This window comes from Rhizobium sp. No.120, assembly GCF_054558365.1.
In genome coordinates, this window is the sequence record NZ_BAAJNQ010000002.1 from 629512 (window position 1) to 650684 (window position 21173).

The window sequence follows — 21173 nt, forward strand, 5'->3', positions numbered from 1 at the left end:
CTGTAACACAGGCGCAACAGTGTCCTTATCCGCGCCTGCAGACAATAAGCTATTGCAAGTGAGGCGAGCGCTCCGATCTCGCATGAATGGTATGCCATCCTTCGGAGCGCCCATTATGCCGATACATGATTCGGGTCAGATGGAGAGGCCTTCTTTAGCCGCCGAAAAGGGTTCTCAGCACATCGACGCCGCGATCCTGATAGCTGACCTCGCCCTGCTTGTTGCCCGGACCCACAACGATGACCTTCGTGCCGACCGGAACGCGGTCATAGAGATCCATCACGTCCTTGTTCATCATGCGGATGCAGCCCGACGACATGTTGAGGCCGATGCTCCAGGGCTGGTTGGTACCGTGGATGCGGAAGGCTGTGTCGTTGCCGTTGCGATAAAGATACATGGCGCGCGCGCCGAGCGGATTGTCCTCGCCGCCTTCCTGATAGGGCGGCAGCTTGTGACCCTTCTTGGCTTCGCGCGCGATCATTTCCGGCGGCGGCGTCCAGCCCGGCCATTCCGCCTTGCGGCCGACCTTGACGACGCCCGACCAGCCGAAACCATCGCGACCGACGCCGATACCATAGCGTCTTGCGCGGTTATTGCCTTCGACGAGGTAGAGATACTTGTTGTTGGTATCGACGATGACGGTGCCGGGAGCCTCGTTTGTCGCCAGCCGCACCATCCGCCGCTGGAACTGCGGCTTCACCTGGCCCTGCGGCTCCATCGCGACCCGGACAACATCGGCGCGGGCGGCCGGCGCCGCATAAGGTGCGGAGGCGGTGAAGGCGGCTGCGTTCGATGCTGCAAGAAGACACGCCGCGACGACACCTGCCGTCGCGATCGACAATGCTGCTTTCATAATTGGCATTCCCCTCGTTGAATCCGGTAGGAAATTACCGGAACCAACGAAGGGATCAAGATCAAAATGCCCAATGTTGGGTACGTTCAGGAAGAGCTGCCCTCTTGTCTGTCGTCGATCAGACTATAGTCTGAACTATAGTGGAGGGTTTTCCCATGCGGCGAATACAGCCCCTACAATGGAGTAGTATCGCCGCACAGGCTGGAACCTCATTCAAGCTTACATGACGGTGACGCGGGTGCCGACCTTTACGCGGTTGTAAAGGTCGATGACATCTTCGTTGCGAAGCCGGATGCAGCCGGAAGAGACGGCGCTGCCGATCGTCCAGGGCGCGTTGGTGCCATGGATGCGATAAAGGGTGGAGCCGAGATACATGGCGCGGGCGCCAAGCGGATTGCCTTCGCCGCCTTCCATGTGCGCCGGCAAATAATGGCCTTTGGCCGCTTCACGGGAGATCATCTCGGCCGGCGGCGTCCAATCCGGCCATTCCTGCTTGCGGGTCACCGTGTGGGCGCCGGCCCATTCGAAGCCGGGCTTGCCGACGCCGACGCCATAGCGCCGCGCCTTGCCGCCATCCATCACAAGATAAAGGAAGCGGTTATTGGTGTCGATGACGATGCTGCCCGGTTTTTCCTTGGTTTGGTAGTCGACGATCTGCGGCAGAAACTGCGGATCGATCTGGCCTCGGACTGCCGGATATTGCGGACGGGCCATGGCGACTTGCTGCACGGCCGGGCGCGCAAACAGGCCGCGCGGTTGCACGACTTGGCGCACCTGCGGATTGGCCTGCTGCTCCATTCTGGGATCGGCGGCGCGGCGCGCGATTGGGCGGGGATAGACGACCGGCTGCACGTTGCCGCCACCAAGCTGCATCACCCAGGGGGCCGTCAGATCGGGACTGACGATGACGGGTGGGCGCGACTGATAGCGATCGTCGGCAAAGGCAGTGGAGGCAAGCAGGCTCAAGGCGCCCGCGGCACACAGAATGGCATGTTTCATCATCGGACAAACTCTCTACACATGGGCCGAAGATGGGCGCGAAAGCACCCGGTCGAAACCATGGTGCCACTTGCGCGCGAGCGAATGGTAAACATCTATTCATCAAAATGCCGCGAAGCCGATAAAGCTTTGTCAGGGTTACCGCCTGGTTTGGAAAGATGGTTTGCAAGTGGTAAATCATGAATCGGAATGCGCGGTCGTCGAAGTCAGTCTATGAATTTAAGCGTTTGATTGATCTCAATTTATCCGATAGTGGCTTACCGGCTCCCGGTAGCGCGTGCTGAAATAGGGGACGAAACGCGAAAATGGCCGAAACAGGCATCATCACCGGCGAAGATGGCAAGGACCGCTGCTTCTGGCACGGCAATCTGCCGGAATATCAGCGCTATCACGACGAGGAATGGGGCCGGCCTGTCGTTAATGACATCAGGCTCTTCGAGAAGATCTGCCTGGAGGGGTTCCAGTCGGGCTTGTCATGGCTGACGATCCTGCGCAAGCGCGAGAATTTCCGCGCCGCTTTTGCCGGCTTCGATTTCGAGAAAGTCGCCAAGTTTGGCGAGGCGGATATCGAGCGCTGCCTTGCCGACGCCGGCATCATCCGCCATCGCGGCAAGATCGTTTCCACTATCAACAATGCGCGCCGCGCCATCGAGCTGCGTGACGAATTCGGTTCGCTCGCCCGCTATTTCTGGAGCCACGAACCAAGCGCTTCGGAGCGGCCCGAAGTCTTCGATCTGGCCCATCTTCGCGCCAATCCGACGACGGCGGCTTCAGTGCGGATTTCGAAGGATCTGAAGAAGCGCGGCTGGACCTTTGTCGGCCCGACCACAGTTTACGCCTTCATGCAGGCCATGGGCCTGGTCAACGACCACATCGAGGGCTGCTATTGCCGGAAAGAGGTGGAGGCGATGCGTTGCGCATTGGTGCGGCCGTGAGAGCTGTGCTTCTCGGTCTTTCTCTGACGATGTTTGCGCTGTTCAGCGCCGCAGCCGCTCATGCTCAAAGTGATACCCAGCAACAGCAGCTCCCGCAGCTCGACCGTGGCGAGAAGCTTGAAAAAATCGCCTTGCCCGCCGTCCTCGAGAGGCTGACGGGCTGGACGAAATTCGGCAAGGGCAAGGTCTACATGCTGCCGCTGAAGAAGGGCCAGCACGTGCGGATCACCTTCAGCTCGAAGAGCAAATATGCCTATATGGCGATCTTCGATCTCTCGTCGAGCGAGGACGAATCCTTCTTCGGCACGGATGAAGACGGCAACACCGCCGACGTCACCATCAATGAAGATACGACCTGGCTAATCAAGCCCTATTATTCGCGCGTCACGCGCCGGCGCGGTCTCGGTGCTCCCTACGAGATCCTCATCGATCCCAATCCGCCGGCCGCGCAGCAGGCGCCGGTCGATCAGCAGAAGGACCAGGGGCCGATGCTGTTTCCGCCGCGCTCGAAGCAGGGGCAGTAAGGATTACTGCAAAGCTTCGATCACCTCGTGCAACTCGCCGAGATGGCCGATCTTGCGAAAACGCGGTGCGTCTGTCGGTTCCTCGACATGCTCGAACGACCATGTAAGTTCGTGCGGCACGAAGACGCCGTAGCTGCCGGCAGCGAGCGCCGGCACGATATCCGATTTCAGCGAGTTGCCGATCATCATGGCTCGCTCGGGACCATCGCCCACCTTGGAGAAAATGCGGCGATAGGTTGAGGCGTTCTTGTCCGAGACGATTTCGACGGCATCGAAGAGATCGCCGAGCCCGGATTGGGCAAGCTTGCGCTCCTGATCAAAGAGATCCCCTTTGGTGATCAGCACCAGCAGATATTTGCCCGACAGGGCTTCCAGCGTCTGGCGCACATGCGGCAGTGTTTCGACAGGATGGGCGAGGAGATCGCGGCCGATATCGAGGATTTGGGCGATGACGGTCGATGGCACTTCGCCTTCGGTGATCTCTATGGCCGTTTCGATCATCGAAAGGGTGAAGCCTTTTATGCCGAAGCCGTAGTGACGAAGATTGCGCTTCTCAGCCTCCAGCAGGCGCGCGGAAATGACGTCGTTCGCGGCGTGATCGGCGAGTAGTTCGGTAAATTGCAGCTCCGTCAGCCGGTAGAACTGTTCGTTCTGCCAGAGCGTGTCGTCGGCGTCGAAGCCGATTGTGGTTAGGGGGCGTTGCGTCATCGGGTATGTCCGTTTTGCGCATCAAATAGAAATTGGAGTCTAATCCGCGCCCAGCCGGACGCAAGAGCATGAGTCGGTCACCGCATCGTGATCGGTCCGAGGTCTCGCGTTGAAAATGGTTTTCGGTGCATTATGTGCTTGTTGTCTCGATTGCCGCGGAGCCAGAGCCCGGCCTCGACGACTGTCTTATGACCTCCCCAGGGCAGCGCCCACTGCGGCTGCCGTGCCGAGGCCAATTCATAGCGAAAAGATAGCGTTCACCGGCCGGAAGAGTCTTCCGGCTGATCACAAGGGAATTTCTCCTATGCGTTACAATCAACTCGGCAATACCGGCCTTTTCGTCTCCGAACTCTGCCTGGGTACAATGACCTTCGGCGAAGCCAATCCCAACACTCCCTGGGGCTCGATCGCCGATGTCGACCAGGCGCTGGCCGACAAGATCGTCGAAGGCTCGCTTGCCGCCGGCGTCAATTTCATCGACACCGCCGACGTCTATTCCTTCGGTAATTCCGAAAAGCTGCTCGGCCAGGCCCTGAAGAACCTCGGCGTTCCCCGTAAGGATGTCGTCATCGCCACCAAGGTCTATGGCGTCATGGGCGACAAGCCGAACGATCGCGGCGCCTCGCGCGGCCATATCATGGACTCCGTGCAGGCAAGCTTGGATCGTCTTCAGACCGATCATATCGATCTTTATCAGATCCATGGCACGGATATCGTGACACCGATCGACGAGACGCTGCGGGCGTTGGATGATCTCGTTTCGCGCGGTCTGGTCCGCTATATCGGCGTTTCCAACTGGCAGGCCTGGCGCATCGCCAAGGCGCTCGGCATTTCCGAACAACGCGGCTTTGCCCGTTTCGAGACGGTGCAGGCCTATTATTCCATCGCCGGGCGCGATCTGGAGCGTGAAATCGTGCCGGTCATGACCGAGGAAAAGCTGGGGCTGATGGTCTGGTCGCCGCTGGCGGGTGGCCTGCTCTCGGGCAAATACGGTCCAGGCGCTCCCGGCAATGGTGAGGGACGGCGCGCGAGCTTCGATTTCCCGCCCGTCGACAAGGACCGCGCCTGGGCCTGCGTCGCCGCCATGCGCGAAGTGGCGGAGAGGCACGGCTCCAGCGTTGCTACCGTGGCGCTTGCCTGGATCCTCGCAAAACCCTTCGTCACCAGCATCATCATTGGCGCCAAGCGTCTCGACCAGCTCGACCAGAATTTGGCCGCCGTCAAGCTAAAGCTCGATGCCGACGATATAGCCAAGCTCGATGACGTCAGCGCGCTTGCGCCCGAATATCCCGGCTGGATGCTGGCACGCCAGGGCGCCCAGCGCGTGCCGCAGCCCTTCGAGCCGAAGGCCTGATATCATGCGAAGCCGGGCCGCAACTTTCCGCGGCGGCCCGGCTTCATGTCAAAGCTCGATGACGATCTTGCCGAAGGGGCCTCGATCGAGCTGGTCGAAGGCGGCCGGCACCTCGCTGAGTGCATAGCGATGGCCGATGACGGGCTTCAGGCCGATGCTGTCGACCGCCCGCACGAAATCCTCGAGCGAACGGCGATGGCCGACGCCGATGCCCTGCACGGTGGGGGACTTCAGCAGCAGCGGTGCCACCGGACCGGAGATGTCAAAGCCCTCGAGGACACCGATGACGGAGATCCGGCCATGAGCCGCCACCGCCTTCAGGGACTGGCCGAAGTTCGGGCCACCGGCGATTTCGATGATATGGTCGATGCCCTGATCGTTGGTGAAACGATAGACTTCCTCCACCCAATCGCTTTTGTTGCGGTCGATGCCGTGATGAGCGCCCAAGGCTTTGGCCCGCTCGAGCTTTTCCGGTCCTGAGGAGGTTACGAAGACCTCGGCTCCCTGGGCCGTGGCGATCTGCAGGCCGAACAGCGCAACGCCGCCCGTTCCCTGCACCAGCACCGTGTCGCCGGGCTTGATCTTGCCGCGCTCCACCAGCGCGAACCATGCTGTGAGACCGGCACAGGGCAAGGTGCTTGCCTCGGCATAATCGAGGCTCTGCGGTGCCGATACGAACCAGTCCCCCGGCATGGCGATGTATTCCGAGAGCACACCGGGATAGAAGCCGCCCAGCGTTCTGTAGGGAGGTGTGCGGGCATCGCCGAGTGGCTTGCCGTCGATCCAGCCGGGATGGAAGGTCGAAATGACCCGATCGCCCACGGAGAATCTGGTTACGTCGTCTCCCACCGCTTCGACCACGCCCGCCATATCTGAGGCCGGCACGAAGGGAAATTGTATCGGCAGGCCCATGCCGGTTTCGCGGACGAGCTTGTCGCGATAGTTCAGCGAAACGGCTTTGACTCGCACTAGCACTTCGCCGCGCGCGGGCTTGGGTACCGCCGTTTCCGTGAGGTTCAAGGGAGCGCCGACGGCGATCGTCTCAAGGGTCCAACGCTTCATGGTCTTCGTCATCATGATCTCCTGAGAGAAATTGGAAAAGCAATGGACCGAGCATATCGTTGCTTTTTGATCGCCAGTGGCGATATTATTTCCGCGTACTGGTTCCCAAAAGGAAGCAATCATCATGAATGACATGCTCAACGGCATTCCCGAGTTCGTGGAGGCGGTCGAGGCCGGCGGCTTTTCGGCCGCGGCGTCGCGCATGAACCTGTCTCGCTCGGCGATCGGCAAGACCATCGCCAAACTGGAACGGCGCCTGAATGTGCGGCTATTCCACCGCACCACCCGCATGCAGAGCCTGACGGACGAAGGCCAGGCCTTTTACGAGCGCTGCCGCCGGGCGCTGGACGAGATACAATCCGGCGAGGCCATGCTGGAATCGGGCAAGCGCGAGGTTACCGGACGTCTGCGCATCTCCATGCCTGTCCTTTTCGGTCGCCGCTGCGCTGCACCACTTCTACTGGAACTGGCGCGTATCCACCCCAAGCTTGAGCTCGACCTTTCCTTCAGCGATCGTGTGGTCGATCTCTTCGACGAGGGCTTCGATCTCGCCATTCGCAACGGCGTGTTGCGGGACGAATCCGGCCTTGCCGCGCGCAAGATCGCCCTACATCGCATCACGCTATGCGCATCGCCGGATTATCTTGCTGCAAGAGGTACGCCGCAGACGATTGCAGACCTCGATAGCCACGATCTCGTCGTCTATGCGAGATCGGGCGAAGCCAAGAGATGGACCTTCCTGCAGGAAGATGGGGCGGCCGTCGACTATTTTCCGCAGACGCGATTGCATCTTGATGACCTGGAGGTCATTGCGGATGCAGCCGCCGCAGGGATGGGCATCGTGTGGCTGCCCTGTTGGCTAGTGCGGGACTATGTGCATGCCGGCAAGCTCATGCCGGTACTCAATGTCTCCAGCCGGCCCGTCAACGTCTATGCCGTCTGGCCGCAGGTGCCGCAGCTTTCGCTGAAGATGCGCGTGGTCATCGATCTCCTTGCTGCGCGCCTGCCTGCAATCATGGGCTGAGCGGTGAGAGAGACGGCACGAATGCCGCCTCCCATTTACCGTATTGTCACTTGCCGTGCTTCTTCAGCCAGGCTTTCATCTCTTTGATCTCGGCTTCCTGCGCGGTGATGACGCTCTCAGCCAATTTGCGCAGCTCAGGATCCTTGCCGTATTTCAGCTCAATCTTCGCCATGTCGATCGCGCCCTGATGGTGCGGGATCATGCCGCGGACGAAATCTACGTCCGCATCGCCGCTGTAGTGGATCATCATGTCCTTGTGCATCTTGCCCATGGCGTCGTTGAAAGCCTTGCTGGAAGCGCCTTGGTTTCCCATCGGCTTGCTCATATCCATGCTCTTCATGTCGTCGGCAAAGGCGGGAAGGGCGAGGGCAAAGGCGAATACGCCGGCAAGCATCAGCGATTTTGAGGTGGACATAGGTATTCTCTCCGTTTCTGGACGGTATCTGGATTTGAGCGGCAGCCGCTCGTCGATGGACTACAGATAATCGTCAAGTGAGCCGGGGAGGGGGTGCCGTTGGTTGTGGACGCGAATCGGCGAGACGTTGGCCGGGCGCAGGTGCTGGATAGGAGACGGCTTGTTTGCCCTCATCCGCCATAAGTGTCGGCGTTAGGGCAAGACAGGCGGCACAGGATGCAACATGCGCCATGCCGCCGGCGCAAGGGTTTTCCGGCTTCTTTTCCTGATGCATGTCACCATGGCCCGCCATGCCAGGCGTATGGGCCATGCCGCCGTGCATGGTCATGGTTGATGCGGCGGGTATTGCGGCGACGGAATCGCAGATCGGGCAGCTCGCCAGCACCGGCATGGCACCGTAGAGCATCCACGCAATCATCGTCGTCAGGATCGCAAGCAAGCGCATGAAGAGGAACCTAGCGGCGCATGCCACCAAGGCAAGCGCAAATTCGACCGCGAGGGACACTGGAAGGTAATCAAGACAGCAGTTTGACTTCCTGCAGGCTTTCGACAGGCGGAAAGCTGACGCAATCCACCACATCGAAGATGAGCGTGAACTTCGCAGGCGTTGCCGTTGCCCAGGCCAGAGCCTCTCCCGCCGCCCCTGAGGGGATCTTCATCGCAATGGTGCAATGTGGCTGCCAGCGATCCAGACGGGAATGCTCATGGCAAAGGGCAGGGTCGATCTCGTCGTGAATCGCGCGGTGTATCCGCCTTAGCGCTTGATCGTTGGTGGGACGCGCCCAAAGCACCAGCATTTCGTTTGGAAAATGATCGATCCCCGAAAACTCGACCGATAGCGGTGGCACCTTTGCAAAGGCCTTTTGAGCGACGGCGACGAGCGAGGAAACGGCAATGTCTTCATAGACCGCAAATGTCAGGTGCGGCGGATAGCTTAACGCCTGCATCGATGGCGCGGTTTCGAAACGGCTCGCCTCACGCCAGAGATCCAGAACCGGCGTGGCCGTTTCATTCGTGCATTTCAAAACGATCGCGTACGGCATGGTATCTCCGTCGCCTTGGCTGGCTTTTGTCCGTTTTGTCCGTCGTTAGCATATAACAATCCTTGCCGCACTCAGCCCAATCCGCTAGTTAACCGCGACTGTTCCCATACCGGATTACCCTAGAGATGAGCGACAAACAAAAGAAACCGCAGAAGCTCAAGGCCCGCCTGCCGCGTGGCTTTGTCGATCGTTCGGCCAGCGACATTCGCGCCGTCAACGAGATGACCTCCAAGATCCGGGCAGTTTACGAGCATTATGGTTTCGATCCTGTCGAAACGCCGCTGTTCGAATATACCGATGCGCTCGGCAAGTTCCTGCCCGATAGCGACCGGCCGAACGAAGGCGTTTTCTCGCTTCAGGATGACGATGAGCAGTGGATGTCGCTGCGCTATGACCTGACGGCGCCGCTCGCCCGTCACGTCGCTGAGAATTTCAACGAGATCCAGCTTCCCTACCGCACCTATCGCGCCGGCTATGTCTTCCGCAACGAGAAGCCAGGTCCTGGCCGCTTCCGCCAGTTCATGCAGTTCGACGCCGATACCGTCGGCGCGCCGGGCGTGCAGGCGGATGCCGAGATGTGCATGATGATGGCCGACACGTTAGAGGCTTTGGGCATCAAACGGGGCGACTATGTGGTCCGCGTCAACAACCGCAAGGTTCTCGATGGCGTCCTGGAAGCGATCGGTCTTGGCGGCGATGACAAGGCCGCCCAGCGGCTGAACGTGCTGCGTGCCATCGACAAGCTCGACAAGTTCGGTCCGGAAGGCGTGGCGCTGCTGCTCGGCCCCGGCCGCAAGGATGAGTCCGGCGACTTCACCAAGGGTGCCGACCTCAGCAGCGACCAGATCAAGAAGGTGCTCTTCTTCGTTGGCATCAAGGACTATGCCGAAAGTGCCGCCCAGCTTGGCGAGCTCGTCGCAGGCACGTCTAAAGGAGGCGAAGGCGTCGAGGAGCTGAATTTCATCGGCAGCCTCGTGACAAGCGCCGGCTATGGAGCGGATCGCATCAAGATCGATCCTTCCGTCGTTCGTGGCCTCGAATATTACACCGGCCCGGTCTATGAGGCCGAACTGCTGTTCGACGTGACCAACGAAAAGGGCGAGAAGGTCGTCTTCGGCTCGGTTGGCGGCGGCGGCCGTTATGACGGGCTCGTTTCGCGCTTCATGGGCCAGCCGGTGCCGGCCACCGGTTTCTCCATCGGCGTGTCACGCCTGATGACAGCGCTGAAGAATCTCGGCAAGCTCGGCATGGACGAAGTGATCGAGCCCGTGCTTGTCACCGTCATGGACGGCGATGTCGATGCCATGGGGCGCTACCAGCGTTTCACGCAGCAGCTGCGTGCTGCCGGCATCCGCGCCGAGATGTTCCAAGGCAATTGGAAGAAGTTCGGCAACCAGCTGAAATATGCCGACCGCCGCGGCTGCCCGATCGCCATCATTCAGGGCGGCGATGAGCGTGCCCAGGGCGTCATCCAGATCAAGGATCTGATCGAAGGGAAGCGCCTTTCCGGCGAGATCGAGGACAATGCCAGCTGGCGCGAGGCCCGTGTCGCGCAGGAAACCGTGCCGGAGGCCGAATTGATCGAGAAGGTCAGGGCTATCTTGGCGGCACAGGCGGAAGACCGGAAGAGGGCGGGCTGATGCCCCTGATCAACCTCCCGGATTTTGCGGGCGATCTGCTGGACGAATTCTCCGTTCGTGGGACGGAGAGGGTGGATACGCCCATCATCCAGCCGGCCGAACCCTTTCTCGATATGGCCGGCGAAGATCTTCGCCGTCGCATCTTCATGACCGAAAGCGAAACCGGCGCCAGCCTTTGCCTGCGCCCGGAGTTCACCATTCCCGTCTGTCTGCGCCATATCGAAACCGCTACCGGCACGCCGAAGCGTTACTCCTATCTCGGCGAGATCTTTCGGCAGCGCCGCGAAGGCGGCCATGAGTTCTATCAGGCCGGGATCGAGGATCTGGGCGATAACGAGACGGCCGGCGCCGACGCCCGCGCCATTGGCGATGCCATAGGCATCCTGAACCGGCTCGTCCCCGGCAAGCCGCTCGCGGTGACGCTGGGCGATCAGGCCGTATTCGAGGCGGTGGTACAGGCGCTCGGGCTGCCTTCCGGCTGGCAAAAGCGGCTGATCCATGCCTTCGGCAACTTGATGCAGCTCGAAACCCTGCTGGCGCGGCTCGCAAGCCCGCAGCCGGTTACCGGGCTCGATGCGCACGTACTCGATTTCCTCAATCGCGGCGATGAGCAGGGGCTGATCAAGCATATCGACGCCACCATGCATGCGACCGGCTATTCCACCAATGCCAGCCGCTCGCCGCAGGAAATCGCCCGGCGCCTTCGCGAGAAGCTGGTGCTGTCGGAAACGCGGCTCGACGACGCGGCCTTCCGCGTGCTGGAGGAGTTTTTGTCCCTGAGCGTGCCGCTTGCGGATGCTTCCGCGGCGCTAGCAGGTTTTGCCGACGCTGCGGGGTTGAAACTCGGGAGCGCATTGAAAAGCTTCGATGCCCGCGTTGCGGCACTGGCCAAAGCCGGTGTCGACGCCTCGAAGATCGATTATCGTGCCGCTTTCGGCCGTCCGCTTGATTACTACACCGGTCTCGTGTTCGAAGTGACGGTGGAGGGATCGAGCGCGGTGCTGGCGGGTGGCGGCCGCTTCGATCGACTGATGACCCTGCTCGGCGCCAAGGACCATATCCCGGCCGTCGGCTTCGCGCTCTGGCTCGACCGCATCGAAACCGCGAGGGCAGCCTGATGACCATCACCATTGCGCTTCCCTCCAAGGGTCGGATGAAGGACGATTGCTCGGCCGTTTTCGAGCGTGCTGGCATGCCCATCGTCGCCGTCGGTAACGATCGCTCCTATCGCGGTCGTGTCGAAGGTTGGGACGGAGTTGAGATCGCCTTTCTGTCGGCTTCGGAAATCTCGCGTGAGATCGGCAATGGCAGCGTCGATTTCGGCATTACCGGCGAGGATCTTGTCCGTGAGGGCATGGCGGAGGCTGACCGCCGGGTCGAATTCTGCGCAAGGCTCGGCTTCGGTCATGCTGATGTCGTCGTAGCAGTGCCGGAAATCTGGCTCGATGTCGATACCATGGCCGATCTTGGCGACGTCGCCGCCGATTCCCGCGCCCGTCATGGCCATAGGCTGACGGTCGCGACCAAATACTGGCGGCTGACGCAGCAATTCTTCTCCAGCCAGCACGGCATCCAGCTTTACCGTATCGTCGAAAGCCTCGGCGCGACGGAGGGGGCACCTGCCGCCGGCTCGGCCGATATCATCGTCGACATAACCTCCACTGGCTCAACGCTTCGGGCGAACCATCTGAAAGTCCTGTCGGATGGCATCATCCTGCGTTCTGAGGCGTGCCTCGTGCGTGCGCGTAAGGAGAGCCACAATGGCGATCCGATGGTTGAGCGCATCATATCTGCCGTGCGCAGCGCGCTCTGACTTTCCTGTTTCCGAGTCATGCGAAAAGGCCCGCCGGAATTCCGGCGGGCCTTTTGTCTTGGGAAGTCTGCGGCAATCAGGCGGCGGCGTAGGCACCGCGGCGTGCGTCGACCGAGTAGACGCCTGCGCCGTTGGTGGCGAGCATGATGTAGGCGCCGGCCAGCGTGATGTTCTTCAGGAAGTTCACGAAGTTCAGGCCGTTGATCCAGCCGTTGGCGGCAGCCGGGAAATCCGGAACATTGACGGTCGGCAGGTGGAAGACGATGCCGGTGAAGACACAGAAGAGGGCAAGAAGCCAGCCGACGATACGGACCTGGAAGCCAATGAGGACGCAGACGCCGGTGACGAATTCAAACGCGCCGGCAAGATAGGTGAGCAGCGTTGCAGCAGGCATACCGGCGCCGGCAATCATGCCCGCGGTGCCGGCCGGATCCGTCAGCTTGCCGAAACCGGCGAAGATGAACATGAAGGCGAGCAGGATGCGCGCCACAAGAATGATGACGTTATTGCTATTGGACATGAGGTTCTCCAGTAAATTCGCTTGGGATCGAGTGGCAGTTATTCTCTGGAGACGGATATTCGCCATTTTTGAGGAGTTGGAAAGATAAACAACTGCGCACAATTAGTTCACAATCATTGAACAATGATCCGCCGAGATAACTCTTCCCATACAAGCCCTATCGGCTATTGTGGCGGCAAATCAGGTGTCAAATCAGTCCCTTCAGGAGCAAGCCCATGGCCGATCTGTCGTCCTTTCCGATCACGAAACGCTGGCCTGCCAGCAATCCGGATATTATCCAGCTCTACTCTCTGCCGACGCCGAACGGCGTTAAGGTGTCGATTGCGCTTGAGGAGCTTGGTCTGCCCTATGAGCCGCATCTGATCTCCTTCGGCACCAATGATCAGAAGTCGCCGGAGTTCGTTTCGCTGAATCCGAACGGCCGCATCCCTGCAATCATCGATCCCAATGGTCCCGACGGTAAGCCGATCGGCCTGTTCGAATCGGGCGCGATCCTCGTCTATCTGGCGGAAAAGACCGGCAAGCTCATGCCGAGCGACGCAGCCAGGCGCTACGAGACCCTGGAATGGGTCTTCTTCCAGATGGCAGGCGTCGGTCCGATGTTCGGCCAGTTCGGCCACTTCTTCAAATTTGCCGCCGAAAAGGTCGCCAATAACCCCTATCCGGTCGAGCGTTATCGCGATGAGGCCAAGCGCCTGCTCGGCGTTCTCGAGAGTCGCCTGCAGGGTCGCGAATGGATCATGGGCGATGAATACACCATCGCCGACATCACCACGTTCCCCTGGGTTCGCGGCGTCGACGTCTTTTATGGCGGCCGCGAAGTGCTGGAGTTCGAAAGCTTCCCCTCCGTCATGGCCTGGCTGGATCGCGCTCTGGCACGTCCGGCAAGCCAGCGTGGTCTCAGCATTCCCAAGCGGGATTGATCAGGTTGAACCCGGTAGCTGGTCAGGCGAAGTTGCCTGGCCATGGCCGACGGTGATTTACTGCCGGGTGGCGAGTTGGCTTCCCGGCTCCAGTTTGAAGCGCGGAAACAGGAAAACGCCGACCATGCTGCCGGCATGCTGCTTTTCTGCGGCAACGGATTCGCCGACACAGAAGACCGGCCGGCGATGACCGCCGGCGCCAAGCGTAGTCGTCGAATAGCAGAAGCAGGAATTGGCTGTCGCCGCCTGTTCGAAGAGATCGAGGATACGAGCCCGATCCTGCAGGTCATAGCAATGCATGAGGCTTAGCAAGCCGCATTCCGAAGCGTTCAGCCCATGCAGCATCGTGCCCCACTGCCCAAGTTTGATGATGCCGCTTGAAAGATCACCCGTCCATCCCTCGGAAACGCAGAACTGAGCCAGAAGATCGGGGTCATGGCCCTCGAACTCCAGCGAGCCCGGCGCAAATGGAGCGGAAAAGTTGGCCTTGGCAATCTTGAACAAGATGATCCCCATTTGAGCGCCAGGTCCCCCCTTGCGCTTTATCCAAAGTCCCATGCGTCTTCTAGATTGAATGTCTTCCTGCATGCCGCATCCGATGAGAAGCAGAGCATTCGGCTCTGTTACTTCAATTTGTCGTCATGCTTGTTCCGACTTGGTGGTCCAAGTTATGAAGTCATTTCAAGTAAAAAATCCGCACGCCTCTCAATCCTTAAGATCATAACCATGTGTTGGCGCCGACTAAACGTGCCGAATATAAGTAAAATTTGCGTGCATTGCAGCTAACCATCTCAAATCGCTGCGCTGCGATTTATAAGAGCTTTTTTGAAAACGGCAATGGGGCAATTTGCGTAAATTTGCGCTACCAGAACCTTGCCGGTCTGCATCGAAACTATAGGCCGCAAACAAAAAGGGCGGCCCGAGGGCCGCCCTTTCGTCAATTCCGGATATCGGATTGAACAGTCGTAACAGGCCGTTGGCCTATCACATCATGTCCATTCCACCCATGCCGCCCATGCCGCCCGGCATGCCAGCAGGCGCATCCTTCTTCGGCAGTTCAGCAATCATGGCTTCGGTGGTGATCAGCAGCGAAGCAACCGAAGCTGCGTTCTGCAGAGCCGTACGAACAACCTTGACCGGGTCGACGATGCCCATAGCGATCATGTCGCCGAATTCAGACGTCTGGGCGTTGTAGCCGTAGTTGTCTTCATTCTTGTCGAGGACTTTGCCGACAACGATCGAAGCTTCGTCACCAGCGTTTTCAGCGATCTGGCGAACCAGCGACTGCAGGGCGCGGCGAACGATGTTGATGCCGGCTTCCTGATCCTGATTTTCACCCTTGGCAGTGATCTTCGTGGAAGAACGCAGGAGAGCGATACCGCCGCCCGGTACGATACCTTCCTGAACGGCAGCGCGCGTCGCATTGAGGGCGTCGTCGATACGGTCCTTCTTTTCCTTCACTTCGACTTCCGTCGAGCCGCCAACGCGGATGACGGCAACGCCGCCAGCGAGCTTAGCAAGACGTTCCTGCAGCTTCTCGCGGTCGTAGTCGGAGGTGGTTTCTTCGATCTGAGCCTTGATCTGGGCAACGCGGCCTTCGATGTCGGACTTGGCGCCAGCGCCGTCGACGATCGTCGTGTTTTCCTTGGAGATCGAAACCTTCTTGGCGCGGCCGAGCATGTCGAGGGTGACGGACTCGAGCTTGATGCCAAGATCTTCGGAGATGACGGTGCCGCCGGTGAGGATGGCGATGTCTTCCAGCATGGCCTTGCGGCGGTCGCCGAAGCCCGGAGCCTTGACAGCAGCGATCTTCAGGCCACCGCGCAGCTTGTTGACGACGAGGGTGGCAAGAGCTTCGCCTTCGACGTCTTCAGCGATGATGAGGAGCGGCTTGCCGGTCTGAACGACGGCTTCGAGAACCGGGAGCATGGCCTGCAGGTTCGAAAGCTTCTTCTCGTGCAGGAGGATGAACGCGTCTTCGAGGTCGGCGATCATCTTTTCCGGGTTGGTTACGAAGTAGGGGCTGAGGTAGCCGCGGTCGAACTGCATGCCTTCGACGACTTCGAGTTCGGTTTCGGCGGTCTTGGCTTCTTCAACCGTGATAACGCCTTCGTTGCCGACCTTCTGCATAGCTTCGGCAATATCGAGACCGATCTGCTTTTCGCCGTTTGCGGAGATCGTGCCGACCTGGGCAACTTCTTCCGAAGTGTTGATCTTCTTGGCCTTGGCCTGGAGATCCTTGACGACTTCTGCAACAGCGAGGTCGATACCGCGCTTCAGGTCCATCGGGTTCATGCCGGCTGCAACAGCCTTGGCACCTTCGCGAACGATAGCCTGGGCGAGAACGGTTGCAGTCGTGGTGCCGTCACCGGCGACGTCGTTGGTCTTCGAAGCAACTTCGCGGACCATCTGGGCGCCCATGTTTTCGAACTTGTCTTCCAGTTCGATTTCCTTGGCGACGGAAACGCCGTCCTTGGTGATGCGCGGAGCGCCGAAGGACTTGTCGATAACGACGTTACGACCCTTCGGGCCGAGCGTGACCTTCACTGCGTCAGCGAGGATATCGACGCCACGAAGCATCTTTTCGCGTGCGCCGCGGCCGAATTTTACTTCTTTAGCTGCCATGTTTGAAACTCCTGAATTCGCGTTTTCGGGGCTTTAAGGCCCGTCAGCTTTATCGGAAAAGGGAACCGGCCGGATTAGCCGATGATGCCCATGATGTCGGCTTCCTTCATGATCAGAAGGTCTTCGCCGTTGAGCTTGACTTCAGTGCCCGACCACTTGCCGAACAGAACGCGATCGCCAACCTTGACGTCGAGTGCTACGACCTTGCCGGCCTCATCACGAGCGCCGGAACCGACGGCGACGATTTCGCCTTCCTGCGGCTTTTCCTTGGCGGTGTCGGGAATGATGATCCCACCCTTGGTCTTTTCTTCCGACTCGACGCGACGAACGACGACGCGGTCATGAAGGGGGCGGAAATTGGTGCTTGCCATTGTCTAATCCCTCGATCAAATGACATTCACGGATCAGCGGGGATCCGTATGGATTTTGTTAGCACTCATCCATTGAGAGTGCTAGCGACGGTGATTTAGGGGTGGCTACTGGGTGAGTCAAGAACAGCACTGTGAAATTTTTACGGCGCTGTCCGGCTTATTTCGAGGATGATTAACGCCCATGGCGGTGCCGCGTAGCACGCCGTTGCGAAGTTTCTCTCATTTTGCCCTCGCAAAGAAGGATGAGGTAACGCCTTTCCCAGAGCGTCATGCCATTGCTTCCGCTGCGCAATCCTGTCGCTCGCCGACCTTGCCTATGCCTGCTCCACAGGCCTTGTGCGTCGCAAAAACCTTGCGTGCCGCTCTTGTAATTTGCCGGCCGGTTTGCGATGTCAGCCCGTGATTTATTTGATGCGAGGACGGCATGGGCAAACGGATCGAGAGCTTTCGCGACATCGGCGGACTTTATGATGTTGCGCTCTGCGATGTCTGGGGCGTGCTCCATAACGGCGTCACGGCCTATAAGGAGGCCTCCATCGCGCTCGAAGCGGCCCGCGGCGAAGGCCTTGCTGTCGTCCTCATCACCAACTCTCCGCGCGTCGCTCCCAAGGTCGTCGAGCAATTGCGGGCAATCGGTGTTCCCGACAGCGTTTACGATCGCATCATCACCTCGGGCGACGTGACGCGCAAACTGATCGCCGAGGGGCCGAAGAAGGTGTTTCTGCTCGGTCCGGAGCGCGATATCGGCATCCTGGAAGGCTTGGACGTTCAGCGCGTCGAGGCCGGCGAAGCGGAGAGCATCGTCTGCACCGGCTTCTTCGACGACGAGACCGAAACGCCTGATGATTATACCGAGATGCTGACGGCCTGGTCGGCCCGCAAGGTGCCGCTGATCTGCGCCAATCCGGATCTCGTGGTCGAACGCGGCCATCGCATGATCCCCTGCGCCGGAGCCATGGCCGCCTATTACGAGCGGCTCGGCGGCCAGACGCGCATCGCCGGCAAGCCGCACCAGCCGATCTACGATGCGGCAATTGCGGCGGCGCGCGAGGTCAAGAGCGAATTTCCGCTGTCGCGCGTCGTGGCGATCGGCGACGGCATGCCGACCGATGTACGCGGCGCACTCGATTACGGCCTCAATCTTCTTTATATCAGCCATGGCATCCACGCCCGCGAATATGTCGTCGAAGGGCATACGGATGAAGCCGCTCTCGGCGCCTTCCTGGCGCGCGAACAGGCCTCGCCGAAGTGGTGGATGCCGCGCCTTGTCTGAGGAGAGTGGCAGTCGATGACCGTTTTCCACCGCAATGAAACCCGCGAGCCGCTTCCTGATGCCTTGAAAGGCGGCGTGGTCGCCATCGGCAATTTCGACGGCGTGCACCGTGGCCATCAATCGGTGCTGACGCGTGCACTGGAGATCGCCAGAGAGCGCGGCATTCCGGCGCTGGTGCTGACTTTCGAGCCGCATCCGCGCACCGTCTTCAAGCCCGATCAACCGGTTTTCCGCCTGACGCCTGCGCCTTTGCGAGCGCGGCTGCTGGAAGCGCTCGGCTTCAACGCCGTCATCGAATATCCTTTTGATCGCGCTTTCTCGCAGCGTTCGGCGGATGAATTCGTGCATTCGATCCTCATCGACTGGCTGCACGCATCGGAAGTCGTCACTGGCTTCGACTTCCATTTCGGCCATGATCGCCAGGGCGGTCCGGCTTTTCTCATGAATGCCGGCAGTCATAACGGCTTCGGCGTAACACTGATCGATGCCTTCCGCGACGAAAACACGGAGGTCATCTCGTCGAGCCGCATTCGTACGCTGCTCGCGGAAGGCGATGTCGCCCAAGCCGCCGGTCTGCTCGGCTATCGCTATACCGTCCAGGCACCTGTCATCGGTGGCGAAAAGCTCGGCCGCACGCTCGGCTTCCCGACGGCAAATATGCAGCTGCCACCCGAGACGTCACTGAGGGCAGGCATCTATGCTGTCCGCTTTCGGATGGCCGATGGCACCATTCGCGATAGTGTCGCCAGCTACGGCCGGCGTCCGACGGTAACGGACAATGGCGCGCCGCTGCTGGAAACCTACGTCTTCGATTTCAGCGGCGATCTCTACGGGCAGGTCTGTTCGGTCTCCTTCTTCGGTTATCTCCGCCCCGAACTGAAGTTCGACGGCTTGGACCCGCTGGTCGCGCAAATTCGTAAGGACGAAGATGAAGCGAGGGCGTTGCTCGCCGGTGTCCAGCCGCTCAGCGAGCTCGATCGGGTCATCGCCTTTTCCTGATTTCGCTGGAAGCGATTGCGCGCAGGGATTGCGGCAACGCAATATCTTTTTGCCTTGAGTGACTGGAAAGATGTTGCAATACCTACATCGTAGGGCGCGAGTCGCAGCGCCCGTTTTCCGAAAGGCGAATGGGATGGATAAACGTTTCGGAACGGCGGCCTGCTGGCTGCTCGTCATTCCTTACATTGGTTTGCTTTGGGTTCCCTTCTACAACAGCCACGATCCGGTGCTGTTGGGTTTCCCCTTTTTCTATTGGTATCAGCTGGCCTGGGTGCCGATCACCGCTATCCTGACCTGGATCGCCTATCGGAGCATGCGCCATGATGACTGATATCGATCCGACAGCTCTTGCCGTCTTCATCTTCTTCCTGGCCCTCGTGACTGTTATGGGCTTTGTCGCTGCCCGCTGGCGCCGGCCGAAAACCCTTGCCCATATCGACGAATGGGGTCTCGGCGGCCGCACCTTCGGCACCTGGATCACCTGGTTCCTCGTCGGCGGCGATTTTTACACCGCCTACACCGTCATCGCCGTCCCGGCCCTGGTCTACACGGTCGGCGCCTATGGCTTCTTCGCGCTGCCCTATACGATCGTCGTCTATCCTTTCGTCTTCATGGTCATGCCGCTTCTCTGGAGGCGTGCGAAGGACTACGGCTATGTCACGGCGGGCGATGTCGTGCATGGTCAATATGGCTCGCGGGCGCTGGAACTGGCGGTTGCTCTGACGGGCGTTATCGCGACTATGCCCTATATCGCCCTGCAGCTCGTCGGCATGACGGCGGTGTTCAAGGCGCTCGGACTTCATGGCGAACTGCCGCTCGCCGTCGCCTTCATCATCCTGGCGCTCTATACCTATTCAGCCGGCCTTCGTGCGCCGGCACTGATCGCCTTCGTCAAGGACATCATGATCTATATCGTGGTGATCGCGGCCATCGCGCTCATTCCGGCGAAACTCGGTGGTTACGCCAATGTCTTCGCGGCCGCCGATGCGGATTTCAAGGCCAAGGGGGCAGGTAGCCTGCTGCTCGGCGGCAACCAGTACGTCGCCTACGCGACGTTGGCACTCGGCTCGGCGCTGGCGGCCTTCATGTATCCGCATACGCTGACCGGTATCTTCGCCTCCAACAGCGGCAACACCATCCGCAAGAATGCGGTACTGCTGCCAGCCTATACGCTGCTGCTCGGGCTGCTGGCCCTGCTCGGCTATATGGGCCACGCGGCAAATCTGAAGCTGGACAGCGCCAATGACGTGGTACCGGCTCTGTTCCAGACGCTGTTCTCGAGCTGGTTTGCTGGCTTTGCCTTCGCGGCCATCGCCATCGGCGCGCTTGTTCCCGCGGCCGTGATGAGTATTGGCGCTGCCAACCTCTTCACCCGCAACTTCTGGAAGGCCTATGTCGACCCGCAGGTTTCCGATGCCGGCGAGGCGAAGGTTGCCAAGATGACCTCGCTCGTCGTCAAGGTCGGCGCGCTTCTCGTCATCATTTTCCTGCCGACGCAGTTCGCGCTCGATCTGCAGCTGCTCGGCGGCATCTGGATATTGCAGACGCTGCCAGCCCTGGTCTTTGGCCTCTATACCAAATGGTTCCGCGCACCGGCTCTGCTCGCCGGCTGGTTCGTCGGCTTTTTTGGCGGCACCTATCTGGTGTGGGACGCCGGCTGGAAGCCGTTGCACATGGTTCCGCTCGGCGAAACCGGCTTCACCGTCTACACGGGGTTGCTGGCGCTCCTTGCCAATATCGTCGTGGCTGTCATCGTCAACGCGGTCGTACCGGCGCGGGCAGCGGCACGGGCCTGATCCGAACAATGCCTAATGGCCGCGGGTGGAAACGTCCGCGGCCATTCTCTATGCCGGCTGCGTTGTTTCCTCTTCCTTTCCTTGGAAAAAACGCCTATGAACCGGCAACCATGACCCAATTTCGGCTGAGCCACTCGATACGAATTATTGGCCCGGCCTTCCGCGCGCTTTAAGCTGCCGGAAGGTCCGGGTTCTTGGCGCCTGTTCGCAGGGCGCTTCCGCCGCCGAAAATTCCCAATATGGCTGCGCCAATTCAGGCGCAAGACGCCCGAGACACCGAGGCAATTGTCACGACT

The 21173-nt window shown here is 59.9% G+C and carries 23 protein-coding genes; 12 read left to right on the forward strand and 11 right to left on the reverse strand.

Annotated elements, in window-relative coordinates; genetic code table 11:
* Positions 1–154: 154 nt before the first annotated feature.
* A complete protein-coding gene (locus ACYJRZ_RS08760; RefSeq protein ID WP_459458040.1) occupies positions 155–862 on the reverse strand; it encodes a L,D-transpeptidase in 708 nt (235 codons plus the stop codon).
* A 210-nt stretch (positions 863–1072) separates the two neighbouring features.
* Positions 1073–1855: a L,D-transpeptidase gene (locus ACYJRZ_RS08765; RefSeq protein WP_459458042.1), complete on the reverse strand. Its 783-nt coding sequence runs from the start codon at positions 1853–1855 to the stop codon at positions 1073–1075.
* 302 nt (positions 1856–2157) lie between these two features.
* Between ACYJRZ_RS08765 and ACYJRZ_RS08770 the strand changes: the two genes are divergently transcribed.
* Together ACYJRZ_RS08770 and ACYJRZ_RS08775 are read left to right on the forward strand one after the other, a co-directional pair.
* Entirely contained in the window at positions 2158–2787 is a 630-nt protein-coding gene (locus tag ACYJRZ_RS08770; RefSeq protein WP_459458044.1) for a DNA-3-methyladenine glycosylase I, read from the forward strand.
* 29 nt (positions 2788–2816) lie between these two features.
* On the forward strand, positions 2817–3311 hold the full coding sequence (locus ACYJRZ_RS08775) for a hypothetical protein (RefSeq protein ID WP_459458708.1): 495 nt from the start codon (positions 2817–2819) through the stop codon (positions 3309–3311).
* A gap of 3 nt (positions 3312–3314) precedes the next feature.
* Here the strand turns inward: ACYJRZ_RS08775 and ACYJRZ_RS08780 are convergent, their stop codons facing one another.
* Positions 3315–4019 (reverse strand): HAD family hydrolase, encoded by a 705-nt coding sequence (locus tag ACYJRZ_RS08780; RefSeq protein WP_459458046.1) that lies wholly within the window; start codon positions 4017–4019, stop codon positions 3315–3317.
* A 304-nt stretch (positions 4020–4323) separates the two neighbouring features.
* Here ACYJRZ_RS08780 and ACYJRZ_RS08785 point away from each other — a divergent pair, with 304 nt between their 5' ends.
* Positions 4324–5373 carry an aldo/keto reductase gene (locus ACYJRZ_RS08785; protein ID WP_459458048.1) on the forward strand — a complete coding sequence of 350 codons (1050 nt, stop codon included), beginning with the start codon at positions 4324–4326 and terminating at the stop codon, positions 5371–5373.
* Positions 5374–5421: 48 nt separating this feature from the next.
* Here ACYJRZ_RS08785 and ACYJRZ_RS08790 read toward each other — a convergent pair whose 3' ends face one another.
* Positions 5422–6447: a zinc-dependent alcohol dehydrogenase family protein gene (locus tag ACYJRZ_RS08790; RefSeq protein ID WP_459458710.1), complete on the reverse strand. Its 1026-nt coding sequence runs from the start codon at positions 6445–6447 to the stop codon at positions 5422–5424.
* Between the two features lie 112 nt (positions 6448–6559).
* Between ACYJRZ_RS08790 and ACYJRZ_RS08795 the strand changes: the two genes are divergently transcribed.
* On the forward strand, positions 6560–7459 hold the full coding sequence (locus ACYJRZ_RS08795) for a LysR family transcriptional regulator (RefSeq protein WP_459458050.1): 900 nt from the start codon (positions 6560–6562) through the stop codon (positions 7457–7459).
* Positions 7460–7505: 46 nt separating this feature from the next.
* On the opposite strand, the gene copM is transcribed toward ACYJRZ_RS08795, so the two are convergent.
* The 3 genes from copM to ACYJRZ_RS08810 all read right to left on the reverse strand — a co-directional run bounded on the left by copM (position 7506) and on the right by ACYJRZ_RS08810 (position 8917).
* Positions 7506–7874, reverse strand: a complete 369-nt coding sequence (copM, locus tag ACYJRZ_RS08800; RefSeq protein WP_459458052.1) for a CopM family metallochaperone — start codon at positions 7872–7874, stop codon at positions 7506–7508.
* A 73-nt stretch (positions 7875–7947) separates the two neighbouring features.
* A complete protein-coding gene (locus tag ACYJRZ_RS08805) occupies positions 7948–8319 on the reverse strand; it encodes a hypothetical protein (protein ID WP_459458054.1) in 372 nt (123 codons plus the stop codon).
* A gap of 70 nt (positions 8320–8389) precedes the next feature.
* Positions 8390–8917: a 2'-5' RNA ligase family protein gene (locus tag ACYJRZ_RS08810; protein ID WP_459458056.1), complete on the reverse strand. Its 528-nt coding sequence runs from the start codon at positions 8915–8917 to the stop codon at positions 8390–8392.
* Between the two features lie 125 nt (positions 8918–9042).
* Here ACYJRZ_RS08810 and hisS point away from each other — a divergent pair, with 125 nt between their 5' ends.
* Genes hisS through hisG form a run of 3 tightly spaced genes read left to right on the forward strand, consistent with a single transcriptional unit; the run spans position 9043 to position 12370 of the window.
* Positions 9043–10557, forward strand: a complete 1515-nt coding sequence (hisS, locus tag ACYJRZ_RS08815) for a histidine--tRNA ligase (RefSeq protein ID WP_459458058.1) — start codon at positions 9043–9045, stop codon at positions 10555–10557.
* The gene (locus tag ACYJRZ_RS08820; protein ID WP_459458059.1) at positions 10557–11675 is read left to right on the forward strand and encodes an ATP phosphoribosyltransferase regulatory subunit; all 1119 of its coding nucleotides are present in this window, start codon (positions 10557–10559) and stop codon (positions 11673–11675) included. The genes hisS and ACYJRZ_RS08820 overlap by 1 nt, the downstream gene beginning before the upstream one ends.
* Positions 11675–12370 (forward strand): ATP phosphoribosyltransferase, encoded by a 696-nt coding sequence (gene hisG, locus ACYJRZ_RS08825; RefSeq protein WP_459458061.1) that lies wholly within the window; start codon positions 11675–11677, stop codon positions 12368–12370. The genes ACYJRZ_RS08820 and hisG overlap by 1 nt, the downstream gene beginning before the upstream one ends.
* Positions 12371–12446: 76 nt before the next feature.
* On the opposite strand, the gene ACYJRZ_RS08830 is transcribed toward hisG, so the two are convergent.
* On the reverse strand, positions 12447–12890 hold the full coding sequence (locus tag ACYJRZ_RS08830; protein ID WP_459458063.1) for a DoxX family protein: 444 nt from the start codon (positions 12888–12890) through the stop codon (positions 12447–12449).
* Positions 12891–13105: 215 nt separating this feature from the next.
* On the opposite strand from ACYJRZ_RS08830, the gene ACYJRZ_RS08835 reads away from it, so the two are divergent.
* The gene (locus tag ACYJRZ_RS08835; protein ID WP_459458065.1) at positions 13106–13813 is read left to right on the forward strand and encodes a glutathione S-transferase C-terminal domain-containing protein; all 708 of its coding nucleotides are present in this window, start codon (positions 13106–13108) and stop codon (positions 13811–13813) included.
* Between the two features lie 57 nt (positions 13814–13870).
* Here ACYJRZ_RS08835 and ACYJRZ_RS08840 read toward each other — a convergent pair whose 3' ends face one another.
* From ACYJRZ_RS08840 to groES, 3 genes are all read right to left on the reverse strand, one after another.
* Positions 13871–14329: a hypothetical protein gene (locus tag ACYJRZ_RS08840; protein WP_459458067.1), complete on the reverse strand. Its 459-nt coding sequence runs from the start codon at positions 14327–14329 to the stop codon at positions 13871–13873.
* Between the two features lie 468 nt (positions 14330–14797).
* A complete protein-coding gene (groL, locus tag ACYJRZ_RS08845; protein WP_459458069.1) occupies positions 14798–16438 on the reverse strand; it encodes a chaperonin GroEL in 1641 nt (546 codons plus the stop codon).
* 74 nt (positions 16439–16512) lie between these two features.
* Entirely contained in the window at positions 16513–16809 is a 297-nt protein-coding gene (gene groES / locus ACYJRZ_RS08850; RefSeq protein ID WP_015338933.1) for a co-chaperone GroES, read from the reverse strand.
* A 424-nt stretch (positions 16810–17233) separates the two neighbouring features.
* Here groES and ACYJRZ_RS08855 point away from each other — a divergent pair, with 424 nt between their 5' ends.
* The 4 genes from ACYJRZ_RS08855 (at position 17234) to mctP (ending at position 20877) form a co-directional block, all read left to right on the forward strand.
* Positions 17234–18082 carry a TIGR01459 family HAD-type hydrolase gene (locus ACYJRZ_RS08855; protein WP_459458071.1) on the forward strand — a complete coding sequence of 283 codons (849 nt, stop codon included), beginning with the start codon at positions 17234–17236 and terminating at the stop codon, positions 18080–18082.
* Between the two features lie 15 nt (positions 18083–18097).
* Positions 18098–19081, forward strand: a complete 984-nt coding sequence (locus tag ACYJRZ_RS08860) for a bifunctional riboflavin kinase/FAD synthetase (RefSeq protein ID WP_459458073.1) — start codon at positions 18098–18100, stop codon at positions 19079–19081.
* A 133-nt stretch (positions 19082–19214) separates the two neighbouring features.
* Positions 19215–19412 carry a DUF3311 domain-containing protein gene (locus ACYJRZ_RS08865; protein WP_047627888.1) on the forward strand — a complete coding sequence of 66 codons (198 nt, stop codon included), beginning with the start codon at positions 19215–19217 and terminating at the stop codon, positions 19410–19412.
* The gene (gene mctP, locus ACYJRZ_RS08870; RefSeq protein ID WP_459458075.1) at positions 19402–20877 is read left to right on the forward strand and encodes a monocarboxylate uptake permease MctP; all 1476 of its coding nucleotides are present in this window, start codon (positions 19402–19404) and stop codon (positions 20875–20877) included. The genes ACYJRZ_RS08865 and mctP overlap by 11 nt, the downstream gene beginning before the upstream one ends.
* The last annotated feature ends 296 nt before the right edge of the window (positions 20878–21173 follow it).

Bases quoted from the DNA above. Each gene is read 5' to 3' on its own strand.
- ACYJRZ_RS08760 (WP_459458040.1), bottom strand. From the start codon at position 862: ATGCCAATTATGAAAGCAGCATTGTCGATCGCGACGGCAGGTGTCGTC.
- ACYJRZ_RS08765 (WP_459458042.1), bottom strand. From the start codon at position 1,855: ATGATGAAACATGCCATTCTGTGTGCCGCGGGCGCCTTGAGCCTGCTT.
- ACYJRZ_RS08770 (WP_459458044.1), top strand. From the start codon at position 2,158: ATGGCCGAAACAGGCATCATCACCGGCGAAGATGGCAAGGACCGCTGC.
- ACYJRZ_RS08775 (WP_459458708.1), top strand. From the start codon at position 2,817: ATGTTTGCGCTGTTCAGCGCCGCAGCCGCTCATGCTCAAAGTGATACC.
- ACYJRZ_RS08780 (WP_459458046.1), bottom strand. From the start codon at position 4,019: ATGACGCAACGCCCCCTAACCACAATCGGCTTCGACGCCGACGACACG.
- ACYJRZ_RS08785 (WP_459458048.1), top strand. From the start codon at position 4,324: ATGCGTTACAATCAACTCGGCAATACCGGCCTTTTCGTCTCCGAACTC.
- ACYJRZ_RS08790 (WP_459458710.1), bottom strand. From the start codon at position 6,447: ATGACGAAGACCATGAAGCGTTGGACCCTTGAGACGATCGCCGTCGGC.
- ACYJRZ_RS08795 (WP_459458050.1), top strand. From the start codon at position 6,560: ATGAATGACATGCTCAACGGCATTCCCGAGTTCGTGGAGGCGGTCGAG.
- copM (WP_459458052.1), bottom strand. From the start codon at position 7,874: ATGTCCACCTCAAAATCGCTGATGCTTGCCGGCGTATTCGCCTTTGCC.
- ACYJRZ_RS08805 (WP_459458054.1), bottom strand. From the start codon at position 8,319: ATGCGCTTGCTTGCGATCCTGACGACGATGATTGCGTGGATGCTCTAC.
- ACYJRZ_RS08810 (WP_459458056.1), bottom strand. From the start codon at position 8,917: ATGCCGTACGCGATCGTTTTGAAATGCACGAATGAAACGGCCACGCCG.
- hisS (WP_459458058.1), top strand. From the start codon at position 9,043: ATGAGCGACAAACAAAAGAAACCGCAGAAGCTCAAGGCCCGCCTGCCG.
- ACYJRZ_RS08820 (WP_459458059.1), top strand. From the start codon at position 10,557: ATGCCCCTGATCAACCTCCCGGATTTTGCGGGCGATCTGCTGGACGAA.
- hisG (WP_459458061.1), top strand. From the start codon at position 11,675: ATGACCATCACCATTGCGCTTCCCTCCAAGGGTCGGATGAAGGACGAT.
- ACYJRZ_RS08830 (WP_459458063.1), bottom strand. From the start codon at position 12,890: ATGTCCAATAGCAATAACGTCATCATTCTTGTGGCGCGCATCCTGCTC.
- ACYJRZ_RS08835 (WP_459458065.1), top strand. From the start codon at position 13,106: ATGGCCGATCTGTCGTCCTTTCCGATCACGAAACGCTGGCCTGCCAGC.
- ACYJRZ_RS08840 (WP_459458067.1), bottom strand. From the start codon at position 14,329: ATGGGGATCATCTTGTTCAAGATTGCCAAGGCCAACTTTTCCGCTCCA.
- groL (WP_459458069.1), bottom strand. From the start codon at position 16,438: ATGGCAGCTAAAGAAGTAAAATTCGGCCGCGGCGCACGCGAAAAGATG.
- groES (WP_015338933.1), bottom strand. From the start codon at position 16,809: ATGGCAAGCACCAATTTCCGCCCCCTTCATGACCGCGTCGTCGTTCGT.
- ACYJRZ_RS08855 (WP_459458071.1), top strand. From the start codon at position 17,234: ATGGGCAAACGGATCGAGAGCTTTCGCGACATCGGCGGACTTTATGAT.
- ACYJRZ_RS08860 (WP_459458073.1), top strand. From the start codon at position 18,098: ATGACCGTTTTCCACCGCAATGAAACCCGCGAGCCGCTTCCTGATGCC.
- ACYJRZ_RS08865 (WP_047627888.1), top strand. From the start codon at position 19,215: ATGGATAAACGTTTCGGAACGGCGGCCTGCTGGCTGCTCGTCATTCCT.
- mctP (WP_459458075.1), top strand. From the start codon at position 19,402: ATGATGACTGATATCGATCCGACAGCTCTTGCCGTCTTCATCTTCTTC.